This window comes from Nocardia sp. BMG111209 (assembly GCF_000381925.1).
In the GTDB taxonomy this organism is placed as follows: domain Bacteria; phylum Actinomycetota; class Actinomycetes; order Mycobacteriales; family Mycobacteriaceae; genus Nocardia.
This window is the reverse complement of record NZ_KB907309.1, coordinates 1,058,907-1,079,978: the sequence shown is the minus strand read 5'-3', so window position 1 is coordinate 1,079,978 and position 21,072 is coordinate 1,058,907. Positions and strand designations below refer to the sequence as shown.

The 21,072-nt window shown below is 67.7% G+C and carries 18 protein-coding genes, 2 tRNA genes and 1 pseudogene; 15 read left to right on the top strand and 6 right to left on the bottom strand.

Going from position 1 to position 21,072, the window contains the following annotated elements; genetic code table 11:
• Positions 1-3: 3 nt before the first annotated feature.
• From yidD to rpmH, 3 genes and pseudogenes are all read right to left on the bottom strand, one after another.
• On the bottom strand, positions 4-381 hold the full coding sequence (gene yidD / locus G361_RS0136050; protein WP_019932009.1) for a membrane protein insertion efficiency factor YidD: 378 nt from the start codon (positions 379-381) through the stop codon (positions 4-6).
• Positions 382-512: 131 nt separating this feature from the next.
• A pseudogene (gene rnpA / locus G361_RS48845) lies at positions 513-875 on the bottom strand (ribonuclease P protein component); the annotation flags it as partial.
• A 79-nt stretch (positions 876-954) separates the two neighbouring features.
• Positions 955-1,098, bottom strand: coding sequence for a 50S ribosomal protein L34 (rpmH, locus tag G361_RS48840; RefSeq protein ID WP_033085250.1), 144 nt, complete (start codon positions 1,096-1,098; stop codon positions 955-957).
• 598 nt (positions 1,099-1,696) lie between these two features.
• Here rpmH and dnaA point away from each other — a divergent pair.
• The 13 genes from dnaA to G361_RS0135980 all read left to right on the top strand — a co-directional run bounded on the left by dnaA (position 1,697) and on the right by G361_RS0135980 (position 18,114).
• Entirely contained in the window at positions 1,697-3,502 is a 1,806-nt protein-coding gene (dnaA, locus tag G361_RS0136040) for a chromosomal replication initiator protein DnaA (protein WP_019932007.1), read from the top strand.
• A gap of 930 nt (positions 3,503-4,432) precedes the next feature.
• Positions 4,433-5,602: a DNA polymerase III subunit beta gene (gene dnaN, locus G361_RS0136035; protein ID WP_026343921.1), complete on the top strand. Its 1,170-nt coding sequence runs from the start codon at positions 4,433-4,435 to the stop codon at positions 5,600-5,602.
• Between the two features lie 132 nt (positions 5,603-5,734).
• A complete protein-coding gene (recF, locus tag G361_RS0136030; protein ID WP_019932005.1) occupies positions 5,735-6,961 on the top strand; it encodes a DNA replication/repair protein RecF in 1,227 nt (408 codons plus the stop codon).
• 172 nt (positions 6,962-7,133) lie between these two features.
• A complete protein-coding gene (locus G361_RS0136025; RefSeq protein WP_019932004.1) occupies positions 7,134-7,772 on the top strand; it encodes a DUF721 family protein in 639 nt (212 codons plus the stop codon).
• A 329-nt stretch (positions 7,773-8,101) separates the two neighbouring features.
• Positions 8,102-10,144, top strand: coding sequence for a DNA topoisomerase (ATP-hydrolyzing) subunit B (gene gyrB / locus G361_RS0136020; RefSeq protein ID WP_019932003.1), 2,043 nt, complete (start codon positions 8,102-8,104; stop codon positions 10,142-10,144).
• Between the two features lie 97 nt (positions 10,145-10,241).
• Positions 10,242-12,743: a DNA gyrase subunit A gene (gene gyrA / locus G361_RS0136015; protein WP_019932002.1), complete on the top strand. Its 2,502-nt coding sequence runs from the start codon at positions 10,242-10,244 to the stop codon at positions 12,741-12,743.
• Positions 12,744-12,799: 56 nt separating this feature from the next.
• Positions 12,800-13,813, top strand: coding sequence for a DUF3566 domain-containing protein (locus G361_RS51310; protein WP_019932001.1), 1,014 nt, complete (start codon positions 12,800-12,802; stop codon positions 13,811-13,813).
• A gap of 128 nt (positions 13,814-13,941) precedes the next feature.
• Positions 13,942-14,015 (top strand) — tRNA-Ile (locus G361_RS0136005).
• 29 nt (positions 14,016-14,044) lie between these two features.
• Entirely contained in the window at positions 14,045-14,152 is a 108-nt protein-coding gene (locus tag G361_RS51305) for a DLW-39 family protein (protein WP_231387196.1), read from the top strand.
• A gap of 13 nt (positions 14,153-14,165) precedes the next feature.
• Positions 14,166-14,241 (top strand) — tRNA-Ala (locus tag G361_RS0135995).
• 142 nt (positions 14,242-14,383) lie between these two features.
• Entirely contained in the window at positions 14,384-15,394 is a 1,011-nt protein-coding gene (locus G361_RS0135990) for an adenylate/guanylate cyclase domain-containing protein (RefSeq protein ID WP_196814746.1), read from the top strand.
• Between the two features lie 888 nt (positions 15,395-16,282).
• Positions 16,283-17,272, top strand: a complete 990-nt coding sequence (locus G361_RS0135985; RefSeq protein ID WP_019931998.1) for a daunorubicin resistance protein DrrA family ABC transporter ATP-binding protein — start codon at positions 16,283-16,285, stop codon at positions 17,270-17,272.
• Positions 17,269-18,114, top strand: coding sequence for an ABC transporter permease (locus G361_RS0135980; protein WP_019931997.1), 846 nt, complete (start codon positions 17,269-17,271; stop codon positions 18,112-18,114). Before G361_RS0135985 ends, G361_RS0135980 begins: the two co-directional genes overlap by 4 nt.
• Positions 18,115-18,137: 23 nt before the next feature.
• On the opposite strand, the gene G361_RS0135975 is transcribed toward G361_RS0135980, so the two are convergent.
• A complete protein-coding gene (locus G361_RS0135975) occupies positions 18,138-18,335 on the bottom strand; it encodes a hypothetical protein (RefSeq protein ID WP_019931996.1) in 198 nt (65 codons plus the stop codon).
• A 132-nt stretch (positions 18,336-18,467) separates the two neighbouring features.
• Between G361_RS0135975 and G361_RS0135970 the strand changes: the two genes are divergently transcribed.
• Positions 18,468-19,001 (top strand): peptidylprolyl isomerase, encoded by a 534-nt coding sequence (locus G361_RS0135970; protein WP_026343918.1) that lies wholly within the window; start codon positions 18,468-18,470, stop codon positions 18,999-19,001.
• 9 nt (positions 19,002-19,010) lie between these two features.
• Complete coding sequence (locus G361_RS0135965; RefSeq protein ID WP_036496194.1) at positions 19,011-19,892, top strand: rhomboid family intramembrane serine protease; 882 nt, start codon at positions 19,011-19,013, stop codon at positions 19,890-19,892.
• Positions 19,893-20,079: 187 nt separating this feature from the next.
• Here G361_RS0135965 and G361_RS0135960 read toward each other — a convergent pair whose 3' ends face one another.
• Together G361_RS0135960 and crgA are read right to left on the bottom strand one after the other, a co-directional pair.
• Entirely contained in the window at positions 20,080-20,610 is a 531-nt protein-coding gene (locus G361_RS0135960) for a PH domain-containing protein (protein WP_019931993.1), read from the bottom strand.
• A 67-nt stretch (positions 20,611-20,677) separates the two neighbouring features.
• On the bottom strand, positions 20,678-20,944 hold the full coding sequence (crgA, locus tag G361_RS0135955; RefSeq protein WP_019931992.1) for a cell division protein CrgA: 267 nt from the start codon (positions 20,942-20,944) through the stop codon (positions 20,678-20,680).
• Positions 20,945-21,072 lie beyond the last annotated feature (128 nt).

Sequence of the window (21,072 nt, the reverse complement as noted above, 5' to 3'; positions counted from 1 at the left end):
GCTCTATGTACTCCCGTCGGTCGTGTCGCCGGTCACCGCATGCGGAGACCTATTCCAAGGCTTGTCGTCGGCCGACCTGTTCTCGGCCGGAACGCTGACGGCCGCATCCGCAACCGGGGCGGCTGCGCGGTGCCGCTTCGACTCCGGAACGGGGTCCCACCCACCAGGGTGCCAGGGCGCGCACTTGGCCAATCGGACGGCCGTCAATCCGAGGCCGACGAACAGTCCTCGGGTGCGCAGCGCGGTCACCGCGTACTCGCTACAGGTGGGGGTGAACCGGCACACCGGCATGCGAGTGGGGGAGACGTAGGTCCGGTACAGCTCGATGAGAAAGATCAGCAGATTCACGGGCAGCCGGGCCACCATCCGGAATCCGGTCATGACGGCCGGTCTTCGGCCGTATCCCTGGCGGTCATACTTCGAGTGTCACGTGACATCCGGGATCCGTCACCCTGCATCGATGTTTCACGTGAATCAAAGCCGTCACGGGAGGCCGAACGGTTCTCGGGCAGTAGCCGCCGTAACGCGGCCCGCACCTGCCGCTCGAGTTCGGCGGCAGAGGCACCGGCGGCGCCGGGGAGCGCGCGGATGACGACGTCCGACCCATCGGGCAGCTCATCGATCAAACCGGCGCACATATGACGCAGGCGGCGGGCCACGCGGTGTCGTACCACCGCGGTGCCCACCGCCTTGCTGACGATCAATCCGAACCGCGGCCCCCCGACGCGGATAGCCGGATACCGCTCGTCCCCGGACACGGCCGGGGACGGCTGCAGTAGATGCACGACGACATCATGCCTCCCGACTCGTCGGCCACTGCGCACCGTCCGGGAGAAATCAGCACGATGATGCAGCCGATACGGCTCAGGCAACACCCGAGTGTCCGAGCGCGTAACGGGGGGAGGGAGGCAGTGGACCGTACGGCGGACGGGGCATGATGCCGGTGCCGACGGATCAGGCCGTGAGCTTGGCGCGGCCCTTGCCGCGGCGCGCCGAAACGATGGCGCGGCCCGCACGGGTGCGCATCCGGAGACGGAATCCGTGAACCCGTGCACGACGACGGTTGTTCGGCTGGAACGTCCGCTTGCCCTTGGCCACGGTCAACACTCCTCGAGTCGATTGGGCGCCCTTCGAGGCACCCGTAGCTTGTGCGGTGAAACCAGTTCTTCGCGACGCAGAGCGATGTCGTCGAGTCGGGGACTCATCGACACGCCATCGGCGCAACGCCCATCGCGGCCCGGGCAGCAAGCAGCCGCCACCTCGGGCAATGGGTGACTGTACGAGAGTACTGATCGGCTGCGGCAGGGTCAAACTCGGGGTACCCCGACACGCCGCCCGAGTATCGGCGCGGACGGTTGCCGCGGCCGCCGAAACCGGGCCCGACGTGCCGCGACACGGCGTCGATACCGGTCCCTTGCTACCGGTTCACACCCCGGATACTGTGCGTAGCCAGAAGTTAGCTGATCGATGGCGAAGTGCCTCGGCAAGTGACGAACTCCAGCCGCGCAACTCACAGCACTGTGGTTCTCCACATCTGTGGATAATTGTGTGGAAATACCCCCGGAGTGGCATATTCGTACCAGCCACCCGCCCACCGGACGGCTCGTCGCCGATCAGTGCCGATGCCCGTGCTGCTTCGGACACAGGCGTGGCACCGTCTGCTCCTATCGATCTATCTTGCGGGGAGGAAACCTACGTGGACGACGAGCAGAACGTGTTGACCGCCGTCTGGCCCGAGGTGGTGGCCGAACTCACCACCGGCTCGGCCGATGGGGTCATCCCGCCGGTGAGCAACGCCCAGAAAGCCTGGTTGGGCCTGGTCAGGCCGCTGACCGTGGCCCAGGGTTTCGCGCTGCTGTCGGTGCCGTCGTCACTGGCCCAGGAGGCCATCGAACGCGATCTGCGCGAGCCGATTCTCCGTTCGCTGGCCCGCCGGCTCGGCCCCCAGGTGGAGGGACTCGGGGTCCGCATCGCCGCGCCGGCCACCCCGCCGGTCGATCGGCCGGCCGCCTCACCCCGCCACGCCCGGCTCACCTCCCGGCCCGAACGTCCCCGCGAAACCCCGCGCGAACCGGTGGGTTACCCGGCCGCCCCGGACTACGCCACCCCCGCCGACTATGCACCGCCGCGCTATCACGCCCCCGGTGACTACGCCACGCGCCCGGACTATCCCCAGCCCGCGTTCCCACCGCAACCGGTGGCCGGAGAATTGCCGGACGATGACGAGGGCGGGTCCATGCGGCCCGCCCGTCGTGACCTGGACCTGCCCCCGATGCGCGGGGGCGCGGATGCCGCCCGGCAGGAGTCGTTGTTCGCCCCGGAACCGACGCCGCCGGCCCCGGCGGTGCCGGTCGGCCGCCGCCCGATCGAGGATCAGGCCGAGGACGACGAGCCGGTGGTGAACGTCCGCAACTCGTGGCCGACCTATTTCAACAAGCCGCCGGAGCCGCCGCAGCAGGCGGCCGCGCCGTCGGCGGCGAGCCTGAACGCCAAATACACCTTCGAGACCTTCGTCATCGGGGCGTCCAACCGCTTCGCGCATGCCGCCGCGGTCGCCATCGCGGAGGCGCCGGCGCGTGCGTACAACCCGTTGTTCGTCTGGGGCGCTTCGGGTTTGGGTAAAACCCACTTATTACACGCGGCCGGTCACTACGCCCAGCGCCTGTTCCCGGGGATGCGCGTCAAGTACGTGTCCACCGAGGAGTTCACCAACGACTTCATCAACAGCCTCCGCGACGATCGGAAGGTCGCGTTCAAGCGCCGCTATCGCGAGACCGACATCCTGCTGGTCGACGACATCCAGTTCATCGAGGGTAAGGAAGGCATCCAGGAGGAGTTCTTCCACACCTTCAACACCCTGCACAACGCGAACAAGCAGATCGTCGTCTCCTCGGATCGGCCGCCGAAACAGCTCGCCACCCTGGAGGAGCGGTTACGCACCCGGTTCGAATGGGGGCTGATCACCGATGTGCAGCCGCCGGAGCTCGAGACCCGGATCGCCATCCTGCGCAAGAAGGCCCGGATGGACCGGCTGGACGTGCCGCACGACGTGCTGGAACTCATCGCCAGCCGGGTCGAGCGCAACATCCGGGAGCTGGAGGGTGCGCTCATCCGCGTCACCGCCTTCGCCTCGCTGAACGGTCAGCCGCTGGATCTGTCGCTGGCGGAGGTGGTGCTGCGGGATCTGATGCCGGACACCACCACGCTGGAGATCACCGCGTCGACGATCATGGCCGTCACCGCGGAGTACTTCAACACCACGCTCGAGGAGCTGACCGGCCCAGGTAAGGCGCGGCCGCTGGCCCAGGCCCGGCAGATCGCGATGTACCTGTGCCGGGAGCTCACCGATCTGTCGCTGCCGAAGATCGGGCAGGCGTTCGGCCGCGACCACACCACGGTGATGTACGCGGAGAAGAAGGTACGCAAGGAGATGACCGAGCGGCGCCGCGTGTACGACCAGGTTCAGGAACTCACAGCCCGAATCAAACAGCGTTCCCGCTGATCGTTCTCCACAAGCCGATCCCCCCGGTTGACCTGGGGGGATCGGCTTTTTCGTGGTGTGGAGTCCTCGAGGAATTCTTGTGGAGTCCTCGAGGACAACCGTTGTTGTCCACTGGTTTCCCACAGGTCTGCGCACAGGGCGTGCGCGGCTTTGCCCACAGGCAGTGATCCACAGTTCCCACAGGCGAATTCATCCACGGGACCTGACCTGCGCGGACGGCCGATTCGGCATGTGGATTCCTCGAGGAGTCCCGGTGGAGTCCTCGAGGAATCCCCTGCTTGTGCACCGGATTACGCACAGTGTGTACAACCGGCCCGTTCTCCGGGGAGAACTCGAGGATGGCTCGAGGATGACCGTGGGACAGTTCCGCGGCGTCCACAGCGTCTCCCCGTTCATCCTCGAGACACCCGCCGGACATCCCCATGCCGCCACACGTTCCCACCTGCGGATATGGCCGAAGTCCACAGAATCCACAGTGCCTACTACTACTGCAGTTCTCTTCCTTGAATAACTTCTTCTAAAACAGGGTGTGTGGAAAGTCGGCTCGGGAGCGAACGGCCGGACCGCAGTGGGACGAGTCGGCGAACGATCGGCAAGGAGGACAGCGAACCCCGGCGCGGGCGAACGGATCCCGATGCGATTCGCACCCGGGGGCATCGCGCGGAGATGAACGGACCGGCTACGAGACGGACGTCCGATACCCGAGTCGCGTTCGTGCCGGTGCCCGAATGCGCCGCGCCGGGTTGAGGGGTGCCGTAGCCATGACGGTCGCTCCCGAGTACGGTTTGGTGTCGGTCGCCTGTGCCACACTCCGTGGATACGTCGTCGGTGGCCGATTCAGCACGCTGCTCGAGCCGGCAGCCGTTCGGCCGGCAGTGACGAGTCGACAGATCACGACCTTTATCGAGACTGGAGAGGACAGACCGGGCGATGGAGCTTGCAAGCATGAAGTTTCGGGTCGCTCGCGAGGATTTCGCGGAATCCGTCGCCTGGGTGGCCCGTAGCCTGCCGTCGCGCCCGCCGGTGCCCGTACTCGGTGGCGTTCTGCTGGTGGCCGACGAGAGCGGGCTGACGGTCTCCGGATTCGACTACGAAGTCTCCGCGCAGATGCGAGTGGCGGCCGAGGTCGCCGGGCCCGGACAGGTGCTGGTCTCCGGCCGCCTGCTGGCCGACATCACCAAGGCCCTGCCGAACAAGCCCGTCGACGTCTCGGTGGACGGCACCCGCGTGCTGATCGCCTGTGGCAGTGCGAAGTTCTCGCTGCCGACCATGCCGGTCGAGGATTATCCCCAGCTGCCGGAGCTGCCGCCGCAGACCGGTGAGCTCGGTGTGGATGTGTTCTCCCAGGCCGTCGGCCAGGTCGCCGTCGCCGCCGGCCGCGACGACACGCTCCCCATGCTCACCGGCATCCGGGTCGAGCTCTCCGGCTCGCAGATCGTGCTCGCCGCCACCGACCGGTTCCGGCTCGCCGTGCGGCATCTGGAGTGGCAGCCCGGCCGTCCCGATGTGGAGACCGCGGTCCTGGTCCCGGCCCGCACCCTGTCCGAATCCGCGAAGACGCTCGGCGCCTCCGATCTGCCGGTGCAGCTGGCGTTCGGCACCGGCACCGACGGCCTGCTCGGCATCGTCAACGGCGGCCGCCGTACCACCACCCGCCTGCTCGACGCGGAATTCCCCAAGTTCCGCCAGTTGCTCCCCAAGGAGCACACCTCGATCGCGACCCTCCAGGTGAGTGCGTTGATCGAGGCCATCAAGCGTGTCGCCCTGGTCGCCGAGCGCGGCGCCCAGGTCCGGCTGGAGTTCTCCGAACAGGGCCTGCGGCTGACCGCCGGCGGTGACGACGCGGGCCGGGCCGAGGAATGGCTCGAGGCCGAGTTCCAGGGCGAGGCGCTGACCATCGCGTTCAACCCCGGTTACCTCAACGACGGCTTGGCGGCCCTGCATTCGGACCGGGTGACCTTCGGATTCACCACTCCCAGCCGCCCTGCGGTAATGTGCCCGACGGCCGAGGAGGAGCCGGCCGTACTCGACTCGGGGGCCTTCGCCGCGCTGGAGAGCAAGTACATCTACCTGCTGATGCCGGTGCGGCTGCCGGGCTGATGCCCACGGTCTGTGTCCACAGTTGCTCCTCAGCTGTGGACAGTGTTGATGAATCTGTGGATAACTCGCGATCCTCAGGATCACCCAGCGGTCGGCGAGCTCCGGCGGGAATCTCGGCAGGGGGTGCGTAGCGTGTACATCCGGTCATTGACGCTGCGTGACTTCCGCTCCTGGGAGCAGGCCGAGCTCGAACTCCCCGCGGGCCGCACCGTTTTCCTCGGCGCCAACGGCAACGGCAAGACCAATCTGATCGAGGCGATCGGTTACTTGTCCACACTCGGTTCACACCGGGTGGCCGCCGAGGCCCCGCTGCTGCGGATCGGCACCCCCCGGGCCCGGGTCGGGGCCACGGTGGTCAACTCCGGCCGCGAGCTGCGCATCGATGTCGAACTCAATCAGGGTTCGGCGAACCGGGCCCAGATCAACCGCTCGCCGGTCCGTCGCACCCGCGAGATCCTCGGAATTCTGCAGACGGTCTTGTTCGCGCCGGAGGATCTCGCGCTGGTCCGCGGCGATCCGTCCGAGCGCCGCCGCTTCCTCGACGAGTTGTGCACAGCCCGGTTGCCCCGGCTGGCCGCGGTGCGGGCCGACTACGACCGAGTGCTGCGGCAGCGGTCGGCGTTGTTGAAGACCGCCGGTCGGCAGGCCCGATCGCGCTCCGCCGGGACCGAACTGAGCACGCTGGACGTCTGGGACGGGCATCTCGCCGTCCACGGCGCCGAACTGCTGGCCCAGCGGCTGTCACTGGTCCACGAGCTGGCCCCGTACCTGGTCGAGGCGTATCGGTCCATCGCCCCCGAATCGCGGGCCGCGGCCATCGGATATCGCAGCGGCTACCTGCCCGCGGAATATCTGGATCCCGGACGGCCTCCCGATCCGGGCGACGTCGAACAGCTGCAGGCCGTACTGCTGCGGGAACTCACCGCCGCCCGCCCGAAGGAGCTGGAACGCGGCGTCTGCCTGGTCGGCCCGCATCGGGACGACCTGGAGCTCATGCTGGGTTCCGCACCGGCCAAGGGATTCGCGAGCCACGGCGAGTCCTGGTCCTTCGCGCTGGCGCTGCGGCTGGCGGCCTTCGAACTGCTGCGCAGCGCCGGTAGCGATCCGGTGCTGCTGCTCGACGACGTGTTCGCCGAACTGGACCGGCGACGGCGGTCCGCGCTGGCCGCCGTCGCCGCCGGCGCCGAACAGGTACTCATCACCGCCGCGGTCCCCGAGGACGTCCCGCCCGAACTCGAGGCGAATCCGATCCGGGTGGAGACCGCCGGCGAGACCGACCGTCGCACCTCCCGGGTCGATGCCGACGGGCCGGAGCTGTCCGGCGCGCCCGCCGAAGTTGTCCACAGCCACGCCGGTTGACTGTGAACAACTCCGATCGGCGCTGCCCGTCCGGCGTCCCGCGACGCGCCCCGCGACACACCCGCCGAGACATCGATCCGGCCGCCGCGACCGGCTACCGTGTCCTGCACACCGGGACCCGATTCGCCGAGGATCAGCACGTCAGGACCGGTATCGGGGAAGGACGCAGACGATGACCGACGATTACGAGCACGACACCGACTCGTCGTATCGGACGTCCGGCTCCGGCTCGCCGGCGGGTGCCGCCGGCGACGTCCCGGCCGCGGATTCATCCCCAGGTTCCCCCGACGGCGCGCTGCGCGGCGTCGATCTGGCCCGCCGAGCCCTGGAGGAGGCCCGGGCGGCGGCTCGGGCCAGCGGTAAGGCGGTCGGTCAGGGCCGGGCCTCACCGCGCCGCGGCGGAGTGCGCGCGCTGCGCCGGCGCGGTGGCGGCTGGTCGGGCTCGCGGCCGGACGAGCGTGATCCCCAACTGCTCTCCAGCCTGGCGGGTTCGCTGGCCAAGAGCCGCGGCTGGTCCACCCGAGTCGCCGAGGGCATGGTGTTCGGCCGCTGGCCGACCGTCGTCGGCGAGGACATCGCCTCGCACGCGACACCGATCTCGCTGACCGACGGGGTGCTCAGCGTGCAGGCCGAATCCACCGCCTGGGCGACCCAGCTGCGGATGCTCCAGTCCCAGCTGCTCGCGAAGATCAACGCGGCCGTCGGTCAGGGCGTGGTCACCACGCTGAAGATCAGCGGCCCGGCGGCGCCCAGCTGGCGCAAGGGTGAGCGGCACATCAAGGGCCGCGGGCCGCGCGACACCTACGGTTGAGCGGGCGTCGTCATCGTTTCACGTGGAACTGGTGCGCGCGGGAACCGGCCAACCGCTCCGCAAATCCGCTCCGGGCGCCACTGTGGCTCTCGGGATCGTTGACACCTACAACCCGACTCGCCGACATCCGATTTAACGCACCCACGACGCCGCCAGGGGTGTCATAGGTACATCCTGGGCCGGGCCTACCAGTAGGATGGTGGAGTAACTAGCGGCGATACCGTCGGCGCGTTCCGCACAGCCCGCGCGAGGACCCGTAATTCTCGAGCAGCACGACGCCGGGGAACTTCGCGCCCGAGGGATCAGCAAGTAAGGAGAGCTACCGAGCAGTGGCTGCCAACGACTCCAACGCAAGTGGTACGACCAGGGCGAAAGCGGGCAACCAGGAATACGGTGCCTCCAACATCAAGGTCCTCGAGGGCCTGGAGGCCGTCCGCCTCCGGCCGGGTATGTACATCGGCTCCACCGGCGAGCGCGGTCTGCACCACCTCATCTGGGAGGTTGTGGACAACTCCGTCGACGAGGCGATGGCCGGCTACGCCACCAGGGTCGACGTCACCCTGCTCGCCGACGGCGGCGTCGAGGTCATCGATGACGGCCGCGGCATCCCGGTGGAAATGCACGAGCAGGGCGTGCCCACCGTCGAGGTCGTCATGACCCAGCTGCACGCCGGCGGCAAATTCGACTCCGATGCCTACGCCGTCTCCGGCGGTCTGCACGGCGTCGGCATCTCGGTGGTGAACGCGCTGTCCACCCGCATGGAAGTGGAGATCGACACCGCCGGCTACCACTGGAGCCAGGAATACAAGGATGCCAAGCCGAGCAAGCTGATCCAGGGCGAGCCCACCAAGCGGACCGGCACCACCCAGCGGTTCTGGGCCGATCCCGAGGTCTTCGAGACCACGACGTACAACTTCGAGACGGTCGCGCGCCGCCTGCAGGAGATGGCCTTCCTCAACAAGGGCCTCACCATCACCCTCACCGATCAGCGGGTGACGGCCGCCGACGTGATCGACGAGGTGGTCAGCGAGACCGCCGAGGCGCCCAAGCACGAGGAGAGCGCGCCGGTCGAGCAGAAGGTGAAGACCCGCACCTACTACTACCCGGGCGGGCTCGAGGATTTCGTCAAGCACATCAACCGCACCAAGCAGCCGATCCACAACTCGATCGTGTCGTTCCAGGGCAAGGGCACCGGCCACGAACTCGAGATCGCGATGCAGTGGAACTCGGGTTATTCCGAATCCGTCCACACCTTCGCCAACACCATCAACACCCACGAGGGCGGCACTCACGAGGAGGGCTTCCGCGCGGCGCTCACCACGGTGGTGAACAAGTACGCCAAGGACAAGAAGCTGGTCAAAGAGAAGGAACCGGCCCTGTCCGGTGAGGACATCCGCGAGGGCCTGGCCGCCATCGTCAGCGTGAAGGTCAGCAATCCCCAGTTCGAGGGGCAGACCAAGACCAAACTCGGCAACACCGAGGTGAAGTCGTTCGTGCAGCGCACCTGCAACGAGCACCTCGCGCACTGGTTCGAGGCGAATCCGGCCGACGCGAAGACGATCGTGCAGAAGGCGGTGTCCTCGGCGCAGGCCCGCGCGGCCGCGCGCAAGGCCCGGGAGTTGGTGCGCCGCAAGAGCGCCACCGATCTCGGCGGCCTGCCCGGCAAGCTGGCCGACTGCCGCTCCAAGGATCCGGCCCGGTCCGAGATCTACATCGTGGAGGGCGATTCCGCCGGTGGCTCGGCCAAATCCGGCCGCGACTCGATGTACCAGGCGATCCTGCCGATCCGCGGCAAGATCATCAACGTCGAGAAGGCGCGCATCGACCGGGTGCTCAAGAACACCGAGGTGCAGTCGATCATCACGGCGTTCGGCACCGGCATCCACGACGAGTTCGACCTCACCAAGCTGCGCTATCACAAGATCGTGCTGATGGCCGATGCCGACGTGGACGGCCAGCACATCTCGACGCTGCTGCTGACGCTGCTGTTCCGGTTCATGCGTCCGCTGGTCGAGCACGGGCACGTCTATCTGGCGCAGCCGCCGCTGTACAAGCTGAAGTGGCAGCGCAGCGAGCCCGAATTCGCCTATTCCGACCGCGAGCGCGACGGCCTGCTGGAGCGTGGTCAGGCGACCGGCAAGAAGATCAACAAGGACGACGGCATCCAGCGCTACAAAGGCCTCGGCGAGATGAACCCGAAGGAACTGTGGGAGACCACCATGGATCCGAGCGTGCGGGTACTTCGTCAAGTGACGCTGGACGACGCGGCCGCGGCCGACGAGCTGTTCAGCATCCTGATGGGTGAGGACGTGGAGGCACGTCGCAGCTTCATCACCCGCAATGCCAAGGACGTCCGGTTCCTCGATGTGTAGCGGGCCCGCCGCTGGGACATGTAGCGGCCCCCCGCTTGGACGTGTAGCGGTCACGCCGCGAGGACCATCCGAAAAGCCTTCCACTGGAGACTGATTCATGACCGAGACCTCTCTGCCCCCCAGCGGTGGCGACCGTATCGAACCGGTCGACATCCAGCAGGAGATGCAGAACTCCTACATCGATTACGCGATGAGCGTGATCGTCGGCCGCGCGCTGCCGGAGGTGCGCGACGGCCTGAAGCCGGTGCACCGCCGCATCCTCTACGCGATGTACGACAACGGTTATCGGCCCGACCGCAGCTATGTGAAGTCGGCCCGCCCGGTCTCCGAGACCATGGGTAACTACCACCCGCACGGCGACTCGGCCATCTACGACACCCTGGTCCGGATGGCCCAGCCGTGGGCGATGCGCTACCCGCTGGTCGACGGCCAGGGCAACTTCGGCAGCCGCGGCAACGACGGCGCCGCCGCCATGCGCTACACCGAATGCCGGCTCACCCCGCTGGCGATGGAGCTGCTGCGCGAGATCGACCACGAGACGGTCGATTTCATCCCCAACTACGACGGCAAGACCCAAGAGCCGGTCGTGCTGCCGGCGCGTGTCCCCAACCTGTTGATGAACGGCAGCAACGGGATCGCGGTCGGCATGGCCACCAACATCCCGCCGCACAACCTGCGCGAGCTGGCCGAGGCGATCTACTGGACGCTGGAGAACCACGAGGCCGACGAGGAGACCATGCTCGCGGCCTGTATGGAGCGGGTGAAGGGGCCGGACTTCCCGACCTACGGCATGATCGTCGGCAGCCAGGGCATCCACGACGCCTACACCACCGGCCGGGGTTCGATCCGGATGCGCGGCGTGGTGGAGATCGAGGAGGACAATCGCGGTCGCACCACGATCGTCATCACCGAGCTGCCGTACCAGGTCAACACGGACAACTTCATCAACTCGATCGCGGAGCAGGTGAAGGACGGCAAGATCGCCGGCGTCGCCGACATCCACGACGAGTCCTCCGACCGCGTCGGCATGCGCATCGTCGTCACGATCAAGCGGGACGCGATCGCCAAGGTCGTGCTGAACAATCTGTACAAGCACACCCAGCTGCAGACCAGCTTCGGCGCCAACATGCTCTCGATCGTCCAGGGCGTGCCGCGCACCCTGCGCCTGGATCAGATGATCCGGCTGTACGTCGATCACCAGTTGGATGTCATCGTCCGGCGCACCCGGTACCTGTTGCGCAAGGCCCAGGAGCGGGCCCACATCCTGCGCGGCCTGGTCAAGGCGCTCGACGCGCTCGACGAGGTCATCGCCCTGATCCGGCGCTCGGCCGATACCGAGACCGCCCGGACCGGCTTGATGACCCTGCTCGAGATCGACGAGATCCAGGCCACCGCGATCCTCGACATGCAGCTGCGTCGTCTGTCCGCGCTCGAGCGGCAGAAGATCGTCGACGAGTTGACCAAGATCGAGGCCGAGATCGCGGACCTCGAGGACATCCTGGCGAAGCCGGAGCGGCAGCGCGCGATCGTCCGCGACGAGCTGAAGGAGATCGTCGACAAATACGGCGACGACCGGCGCACCAAGATCATCGCGGCCGACGGCGATGTGGCCGACGAGGATCTGATCGCCCGCGAGGACGTGGTGGTCACCATCACCGCGACCGGTTATGCCAAGCGCACCAAGACCGATCTGTACCGCAGCCAGAAGCGCGGCGGCAAGGGTGTGCAGGGCGCCGGCCTCAAGCAGGACGACCTGGTCCAGCACTTCTTCATCACGTCCACGCACGACTGGCTGCTGTTCTTCACCAACCTCGGCCGGGTGTACCGGGCGAAGGCCTACGAACTGCCGGAGGCGGCCCGTACCGCGCGCGGTCAGCACGTGGCCAATCTGCTGGCGTTCCAGCCGGACGAGAAGATCGCTCAGGTCATCCAGATCCAGTCGTACGAGGACGCGTCCTATCTGGTGCTCGCGACGCGCAACGGTTTGGTCAAGAAATCGAAACTTACCGATTTCGATTCCAACCGTTCCGGTGGCATCGTGGCGGTCAATCTCCGTGACGGAGACGAATTGGTCGGCGCCGCGCTGTGCTCGTCCGAGGACGATCTGCTGCTCGTTTCGGCGCACGGTCAGTCCATTCGGTTCTCCGCGAACGACGAGGTGTTGCGGCCGATGGGCCGGGCCACCTCGGGTGTGCAGGGTATGCGTTTCAACACCGACGACGAGCTGCTGTCGCTGAATGTCGTCCGGGAGGAGACATATCTGCTGGTAGCGACCGCGGGCGGCTATGCCAAGCGCACCGCGATCGACGAGTACACCGCACAGGGCCGCGGGGGTAAAGGGGTGCTGACGATCCAGTACGACCCCAAGCGTGGCAACCTGGTGGGTGCTCTGATCGTCGACGACGAGGACGAGCTCTACGCGATCACCTCCGGGGGCGGTGTCATCCGGACGGCTGCGAATCAGGTACGGAAAGCGGGCCGACAGACCAAGGGTGTGCGATTGATGAACCTCGGCGAGGGCGATACGTTGCTTGCAATCGCTCGCAATGCCGACGAGCCCGATCAGGTTTCCGGCGTTGACGACACCGATGGTTCGTAGAACCAGTAAGTTCTCCACCAGCAGCGGCGGCACGACCGATCGAAGGACTTCCCACATTGACCACTCCGAACCAGCCGAATGACGAGCGGCATCACGCCAACGGCGTGACCGAGCGGGTTGCACCCTCTCCGATCCCGCCGCGCCCCATTCCGCGGCCGGCGGCCTCGGGCGAGGTACCGGGTAGTGCCGCGGAGAATTCGACGACGGAAAAGCTGGACAAGAACAACCTGGACTTCGGCGACGGGGACGGCTCCGCCGGGTCCGGGCCGAAGAACTCCGACAACGGCGGCAGCGGTGCGCGCTCGGACGAGAGCTGGTCGTCACAGCTGCCGCAGCGCGAACCCCAGTCCAATCTGAACCGTCCGGGCCACGTGCCGGTGGCCGGGCGTTCGGTGGGGCTCAATGCCGGGGTCAGCAACGCTCGTACCACCGCCGACCTCGCCGCCAAGGCCGCCCGCAAGGAGGCGGCGATGGTGAAGTCGGTCGGCATCGACGGGCCGACCCGCAGCATCGCCCGGCCCGAGCTCATCAAGGACATGCCCGACCTGTCCGATCTGCGGCATCCGCTGCCGGCCGCCGCTCCCGCCGCCCCGCAGCCCGGGGTGCCGATGGCGCCCGTGCCGATGGCGCCGCCGCTGGTGGAACCCACCGGTCCGCAGCAGCGCATCTCGCCCGCCGCGCCGGCGGCGGTCGCGCAGGCCGCGGTCACCGGTGAACCGCTGCGGGCCACCGTGCAGGTGCGGCACATCGATCCCTGGTCGACGCTGAAGGTGTCGCTGGTGATCAGCGTGGCGATGTTCTTCGTGTGGATGCTGGCCGTGGGCTTCCTCTTCATCGTGCTGTCCGGCATGGGTGTCTGGGACCGCATCAACACCTTCACCACCGACATGGTGTCCGACAGCGGTTCGTCCTCGCTGATCGGCGCCGGTTCGGTATTCGGGTACGCGGCTGTGATCGGGCTCATCAACGTGGTCCTGCTCACAGCCCTGTCCACGATCGGGGTGTTCATCTACAACCAGTGCACCGATCTGGTCGGCGGTATCCAGGTCACCCTGGCCGATCCCGACTAGTCCTCCGCTGCCGCCGCCGGACGGCCGGTACCGCGCTCCCCGAGCCCGGTACCGGCCGTTTTGGTCTTCGGGGCCGCCGTACGGTAATCTTCCTCCTCGTTCGAGTGACACACTTTTCGAACGAATCCGGGCCTATAGCTCAGGCGGTTAGAGCGCTTCGCTGATAACGAAGAGGTCGGAGGTTCAAGTCCTCCTAGGCCCACTGGAGAACAGCACAGTAGGGTGGGATTCATGAAATATCTGCTCACGATCGGTGTTGTCGCCGCGGTTGCCTTCGCTATCAGCCGGTTCCGCCAGCGCGACGATGCCACCCTGTGGCACGAGGTCACCACTCGCTGATTTTTCCCGTTCAGGGGCCTTAGCTCAATTGGCAGAGCACTGCCTTTGCAAGGCAGGGGTTAGGGGTTCGATTCCCCTAGGCTCCACCATCGAAGAAATGGATTCGGCACCGCCACCCGGCGGTGCCGACTTCGTCTCCGGCCCGGTCGCGTTCGGCGTCCCGTAATGCGCTCCACCTGTGACAAATCACCAGGTCTTCCGTTCGGTGCCGGTCCGGCCCGTAATGTCGAGATCATGTCCTCCGCGGAATTGTCGAAACTGGTGCAGTCGGTGGTGGAACCGGCGTTGCTGAGCGGGCCGCGGCAGTACAGCCGGGCGGATGTGGCGCAGCGTTCCGGGGTGCCGTCGGAGGTATCGCGCCGATTGTGGGTGGCGCTCGGTTTCGCCGCCGATCCGGACGACTCGTCGCACGAATACACCGAGGCCGATATCGCGGCCGTCCGTGATTTCCGGAGTCTGGACACGTTGTCCACCGCCGATCCGCGGCGGCAGCAGGCGGTCGCGCGCAGCCTGGGGCAGTCGATGGCGCGGCTGGCGGAGTGGCAGGTCGATCTGGTGGTCACGGAGATCACCGATCGGCTGACGGAGTTGCTCGCCGCGGATCCGGCCGCCGACCCGACGGCGACCGCGCAGGCGGCCACGGACGAGGTGCTGGCGCGGCTGCAGGCGTTGCAGACGTATGCCTGGCGGCGGCATCTGGCGGCCGCGCTGTCGCGGTCGATGGACGGGGATCACGCCGACGGGACCGTGCGGGATCTGGCCGTGGGATTCGCCGATATGGTCGGTTACACGCGGCTGACCCGGCATCTGGATCCGGAGGAGCTGGCACAGCTGCTGGAGACGTTCGAGACCATCGGCACCGAGGTGATCACCGCGCGCGGCGGCTGGGTGATCAAGAACGTCGGTGACGAGGTGATGTTCGCCGCGGAGACCGCCGCCGTGGGCGCCGATATCGCGCTGGCGATCCAGGAGGCGACCCGCAAGGACGACACCACCCCCGAGTTGCGGGTGGGCCTGGCGTACGGAGATGTGTTGCAGCGCTTCGGCGATCTGTACGGCTCGACGGTGAACATCGCCGCCCGGTTGACGGGTGTGGCGCGGCCGGGCACGGTGCTGATCGATGACGGCGCGGCCGCGCGGCTGGCGGGTGAGCCGGCGTTCACGTTGCGGCATCTGCGGAGCGTGCGGGTGCGCGGCTTCAGCCGGCTGCGCTCGCATGTGTTGCGGCGTAACAATCGCTGAGTCTTCGTCCGATCCGGGCCGGTGATCTCGCCTGTCCGGTCGAGGCCTGCGGTGGCGGATCGCGCGGGCCGCAGGTGGAAGAACCGTCGTTCGACCGGGGGATCTTGGGACAAGGAAGTCCGGAAATAGGAGCGGGCCTCGGCGAAGGGGGGGAGTTAGCCGAGGCCCGCGTAAGGTCGGCCCGGGGGGGAGGGGCCGACGTGATTGATCCTACGCGACGATCGCCGCTTCCGGGCGTATGAGCGCGGCCACTTTTCCGAAGTTTTTCGCCCCGGCGGTTCGTGGCCGGGGGACCGGTCGCGCCGGGGGTGCACCGGGGTATGGGTCTTCACCTCCGAAATTCCTGTGCCGCAGTGGTTTTCGTGACTACGGCAGCCGTGGCGCGGTGGTGGTTCCGGGTGGCTCGAGCGGGTGGTGATGCGGGTAGCGGAGCCGAATTCCGGGGTCCGCGTCCGCGTCGTCCGGATCGTCCGGCGTGTCGGTGCGGGCCGATCGAGTACGCGCGAAACGAAAGACGCGTACCGCACTACTCGGGATTTCACGGCATCCGCGGACCACCATTGATCGCGAGGCCGCATCCCGTCCCGGCACCCCCCGAGCACCGCCGGATCACGGGATGCGGCCTCGCCGTTTCCGAGGTGCCGGAGCTGTGCACATCGTGGGCGCGGCCCGTGGATCACCTGTGCAGGGCACGCCGCGGCGATGTGCAGTGGCACCGCACAACTGTGGACAACATGTGCAGAAAATGCGGCCGACCTGCGCCGGAGCTGGGGATAGCGGTGGTGGAGGGGGCTGGGGACAAATCGGATGAAACTTGTCGGTGGTCTCCGCAATACTGACTGCGCCGGCCCGGTCCGGCATCCGAAGTCGTCGCCAGTCAGGAGAGTCATGCCCGACGCCATCATCGCCGAGGGGCTGGTCAAACGGTACGGCCGGCTCGTGGCCCTGGACGGGCTCGACCTCACCGTTCCGGAGGGCACCGTCACCGCGCTGCTGGGGCCCAACGGCGCCGGGAAGACCACCACGGTCCGGGTGCTGACGACCTTGCTCACCCCCGACGCGGGCCGCGCCACGGTCGCCGGGATCGACGTCCTGCGTGAGCCGCAGCGGCTGCGGGCGCATATCGGCGCCTCCGGCCAGTACGCCGCGGTCGACGAATATCTCACCGGCTTCGAGAATCTGGAGATGGTCGGGCGGCTGTACCACCTGGGCGTGCAGCGCAGCAAGGAGCGGGCCCGGGAACTGCTGGCCCGGTTCCGGCTCACCGAGGCCGCGGATCGGCCGGTGAAGGGCTATTCCGGGGGTATGCGCCGGCGGCTCGATCTGGCCGGCGCGCTGGTGGCCAATCCGCCGGTCCTGTTCCTCGACGAGCCGACCACGGGGCTGGATCCCCGGGCCCGGCTGGATCTATGGGATGTCATCGAGGAACTGGTCGCGGGCGGCACCACCCTGCTGCTCACCACGCAGTACATGGAGGAGGCCGATCGGCTCGCCGACTCGATCGCGGTCATCGACCACGGCCGGGTCATCGCCCGCGGCACGGCCGACGAGCTGAAGACCCTGGTCGGCGGTGATCGCATCGAGCTCACGGTCGGGCAGGCGGAGGATCTCGGTCCCGCGCGGGAGGCGCTGGCGGGGCTGGCGGTCGGCGAGGTCCATATCGAACCGGCGCTGCGGCGGCTCACCGTGCCGGTCAGCGACGGATCCCAGGCCCTGGTCGACGCGGTCGGAAAGCTGGCGGCGCGTGGCGTGGGCATCCGCGATGTCGCGCTGCGCCGGCCCTCGCTCGACGACGTCTTCCTCACCCTCACCGGCCACGAGGCGGCCGAACTCGTCAACGGCGCCGCCGCGGCGCCGGCGGAAGGATCCACTCGATGACCACGCTCGCCGATCCCGCGCTCGAGCGCACCTCGCTCGCCGAGCGGCTGAACGATCTCGTCGCCGACAGCCTGACCATCACCAAGCGCAATGTCATCAAGATCCGCCGGGTTCCCGACGTGCTGATCTTCTCGACGCTGTCGCCGATCATGTTCGTGCTGTTGTTCGCCTACGTGTTCGGCTCGGCGATCAAACTGGAGGGCACCTCCTACCGCGAGTTCCTGATCGCCGGAATCTTCGCGCAGACAGCGGTTTTCGGCGCCACCTTCACCGGCTCCAGCCTCGCCGAGGATATGCAGAAGGGCATCATCGATCGGTTCCGCTCGCTGCCCATGACCCCGGCCGCGGTGCTGATCGGCCGCACGGTCGCGGATGTCGTCATCAATGTGGTCAGCCTGGTGGTGATGTCGGCGACCGGGCTCGCCGTCGGCTGGCGGATCCGCGGATCGCTGGTGGACGCGCTGCTGGCCTACGTGCTGCTCCTGGTGTTCGCCTACGCGGTGTCCTGGATCATGGCCGTGGTCGGGTTGCTGGTGCGCGCCCCGGAGGTCTTCAACAACGCGAGTTTCATGGTGATCTTCCCGCTCACCTTCATCGCGAACACCTTCGTACCCAGCCGCGAACTGCCCACGCCGCTACGGGTTTTCGCGGACTGGAATCCGGTGTCCGCGGTCACCGAGGCCACCCGCGTGTTGTTCGGCAACAGTACGGCGGCGGTGCCGTCGGAGGCGGTGTGGTCGATGCGGCACCCGACCGCCACGACCCTGATCTGGGTGGTGGTGATCCTGGTGATCTTCGTACCGCTGGCGCTGCGTCAGTTCCGCCGCGCGGTCAGCCGCTGACGGTGCGGCCGGTGGGTGCGGCCTCAGACCAGGACGGTGCTGCCTTGCGGGGTGGCGCCGTTGCGGGAATAGCCGATGCGCGGCGGTTCGGCGGCGGGCGGCGGCAGCTGCGGGCGGCGCGCGCGCAGCACGCCGGCGACGGCGGTGACCAGCGCGATGAGGACCGCGACGATGAGGCGATTACGCAACCTGCCGGATTCCCGAATACTCCCCAGAGCCATGCGACCACTGTGACACAGCGGCGTCGTTCGCGCAGCGTGGCAGGTCACGTGGTCAGCGTGTCGCGGACCACGGCCGATCGAGCCGGGTGGTGATTCCGAGTGGACCGGTCCGTGCGTGGCACCATGGTCCGCGTGACCTCACCGAACCAGACCGCCGTGGCCACGCTGCACACCAACCTCGGCGATATCGCGATCTCGCTCTTCGGTAACCACGCCCCCAAGACGGTGCGGAACTTCATCGGCCTCGCCGACGGCTCCGCCCCGTACACCAAGCAGAACGGTAGCGGTGGCGCGTCCGGCCCGTTCTACGACGGCGTCCTGTTCCACCGGGTGATGGACGGCTTCATGATCCAGACCGGCGATCCGACCGGAACCGGCCGGGGCGGTCCCGGATTCGAATTCGGCGACGAATTCCATCCGGAACTGCGATTCGACCGGGCGTATCTGGTGGGAATGGCGAATGCCGGCCCGGGGACCAAGACCAACGGCTCGCAGTTCTTCATCACCGTCAGCCCGCAGCCGCATCTGAATCGGCGGCACACGATCTTCGGCGAGGTGGTGGATCCGGACTCCCGCAAGGTGGTCGACGCGATCGCCGCCACCCCCACCGACCGCAACGACCGGCCGAAGGATCCGATCGTCGTCTCCAGCATCACGCTCGCCTGAGTTTTCTGGTTGTGTTGTGACGTGAACCCGAATCCGCCCGCACCGACCTGCGTCCGCCACCCCGACCGGGCCACCGGTCTGGCATGCACGCGGTGCGGGCGTCCGGCCTGTCCCGAATGCCTGCGTCCGGCCGCGGTCGGACAACACTGCGTCGACTGCCTCCGGGAGGAGGGCGCGCAGGCCCGGCAGGTCCGGCCCGTGCCCGGCACCGCGGCCGCGCGGCCGAAGCCCTACGCCACCTACGGCCTGATCGCGCTCAACGTGGCCGTCTTCGCGGCGACCGCGGCGCAGGCGCACAGCATCGGCGACAACCAGCTGTCGCGGCTGTTCTACGACTGGGTGCTCGCCCCGCGGATGGTGGCCGACCGCGGGGAGTGGGTGCGGGTGCTCGGCGCCGGATTCCTGCACTACGGACCCATCCACCTGCTGGTGAACATGTTCGCGCTGTACATCCTGGGCCGGGACACCGAACTCGTACTGGGCCGGGCCCGCTATCTGGCGGTCTATCTCACCGCGCTGCTGGGCGGTTCGGCGGCGGTGATGTGGCTGGCGCAGAACGCGGCCACCGCCGGAGCCTCCGGTGCGATCTACGGTCTGTTCGGCGCGATGACGGTCATCCTGCTGCGACTGCGGCAGAGTCCGGTGCAGATGCTGGTACTGATCGCGATCAACCTGATCATCAGCGTCTCGCTGCCCGGTATCTCACTGTGGGGGCATCTCGGCGGCCTGGCCGCCGGCACGCTGGCCACGGTGGGCATTCTGTTCCTGCCGGAGTGGCTCGGGGCGAAGACCCGGGAATCGGCGCGGACGATCGGCTGGGCGGCCGTGGCGGGGGTGGCGGTCGTCGCCATTGCCGCGATCGTGGCCGCGGCGGCGAGTATCGCGGGCTGATTCACTGCGGACCGGGCGGCCGGATCAGGGGGCTGGGGGTCGGTGGGCTCGCCCGGCCGGATCGGGTGACCGGGCCGGGCGGCAGTCGGCGGGCTCGCGCGGCAGACTCGGGCGGTGGTTCGGTGACCGGATCGGGCGGCGGGTCAGTGGACTTGTGTGACCGGGTTCGGTGAGCGGTTCGGGCGGGTCACCAGGTGCCGGGGCGGTCGTCCTCGGGTCCGGTCTCGCCCGGAAAGGCATCGCCCGGATCGGCCAGGCGGTGTACGACGAGCGCGTCGAGTACATCCTGTGGATGAGTTCCGAGATCCCAGCGGCCGAATATCAACAGCCGCTCGTCGCCGTGATGATCCACGTCGATCTCCAGGCTGGGGACACGGCGGCCGAGCCTGGGGGTACTCACCAACCGGGCGCGCCGGATCTGTTCAGGCGAGTACTCCACAGGCCCGAGCACGCCGCGCACGATCAGGCGTGGCGAGGCCCCGATCCGGACCTGTAGTCGCGGCCGCTGCCGGACGCCGATCAGGACCAGGACCAGCAGTAATGCCGCCCCCAGCCCGACCAGCAGGCGGCCGGGCGGGTCTGTGGACAACGCCGCCGCGACCGCCAGCGCGACGCCGCCGAGCGCCGCGACGATCAGCGCGGGCAGCGGGGTGGACCAGGCGAGGCGCGGTCCCGCCGACGGATCGTCGACGGGATGCGCGGACGATTGTTCGCTCACGTCCCCAATTGCTCCTCGAGTTGTCCACACTGCTATCCACAGGTGTGGATATCCACAGTGCTGTGGATCAGCGCCAGCGCATCGTCATGATCAGCCCGATCACCATGAGACCGAAGCCGATCAGGAAATTCCAGGCACCCAGATCGCTCATCCAGGAAATGTGATCGGCACCCAGGTAATACACCAGCAGCCAGACCAGCCCGGCCAGCATGAAGCCCAGCATGACGGTGATGTACCAGGCCGGGGACGGCCCGGCCGCCCTCACCTTCACCGGGATGCGGCTGTTCGGCGTGATCGAGTAATCGGTCTTCTTCCGGACCTTCGACTTGGGCATGACGTCCTCGTATTCGGCGTACAGGTCGTACCGGCGGAGCGCGGCCGTGCGGCCACGCCGGCCATCTACCGGTCTGCCTAAAGGCTATCCCAGCTGGGTATACGTCCGGGGTCCGGAGTGTTGTCGGG

Coding starts and splice junctions, on each gene's coding strand:
- yidD (WP_019932009.1), bottom strand. CDS start 381: ATGACCGGATTCCGGATGGTGGCCCGGCTGCCCGTGAATCTGCTGATC.
- dnaN (WP_026343921.1), top strand. CDS start 4,433: ATGGAGCTTGCAAGCATGAAGTTTCGGGTCGCTCGCGAGGATTTCGCG.
- G361_RS0136025 (WP_019932004.1), top strand. CDS start 7,134: ATGACCGACGATTACGAGCACGACACCGACTCGTCGTATCGGACGTCC.
- gyrA (WP_019932002.1), top strand. CDS start 10,242: ATGACCGAGACCTCTCTGCCCCCCAGCGGTGGCGACCGTATCGAACCG.
- G361_RS51305 (WP_231387196.1), top strand. CDS start 14,045: ATGAAATATCTGCTCACGATCGGTGTTGTCGCCGCGGTTGCCTTCGCT.
- G361_RS0135985 (WP_019931998.1), top strand. CDS start 16,283: ATGCCCGACGCCATCATCGCCGAGGGGCTGGTCAAACGGTACGGCCGG.
- G361_RS0135980 (WP_019931997.1), top strand. CDS start 17,269: ATGACCACGCTCGCCGATCCCGCGCTCGAGCGCACCTCGCTCGCCGAG.
- G361_RS0135975 (WP_019931996.1), bottom strand. CDS start 18,335: ATGGCTCTGGGGAGTATTCGGGAATCCGGCAGGTTGCGTAATCGCCTC.
- crgA (WP_019931992.1), bottom strand. CDS start 20,944: ATGCCCAAGTCGAAGGTCCGGAAGAAGACCGATTACTCGATCACGCCG.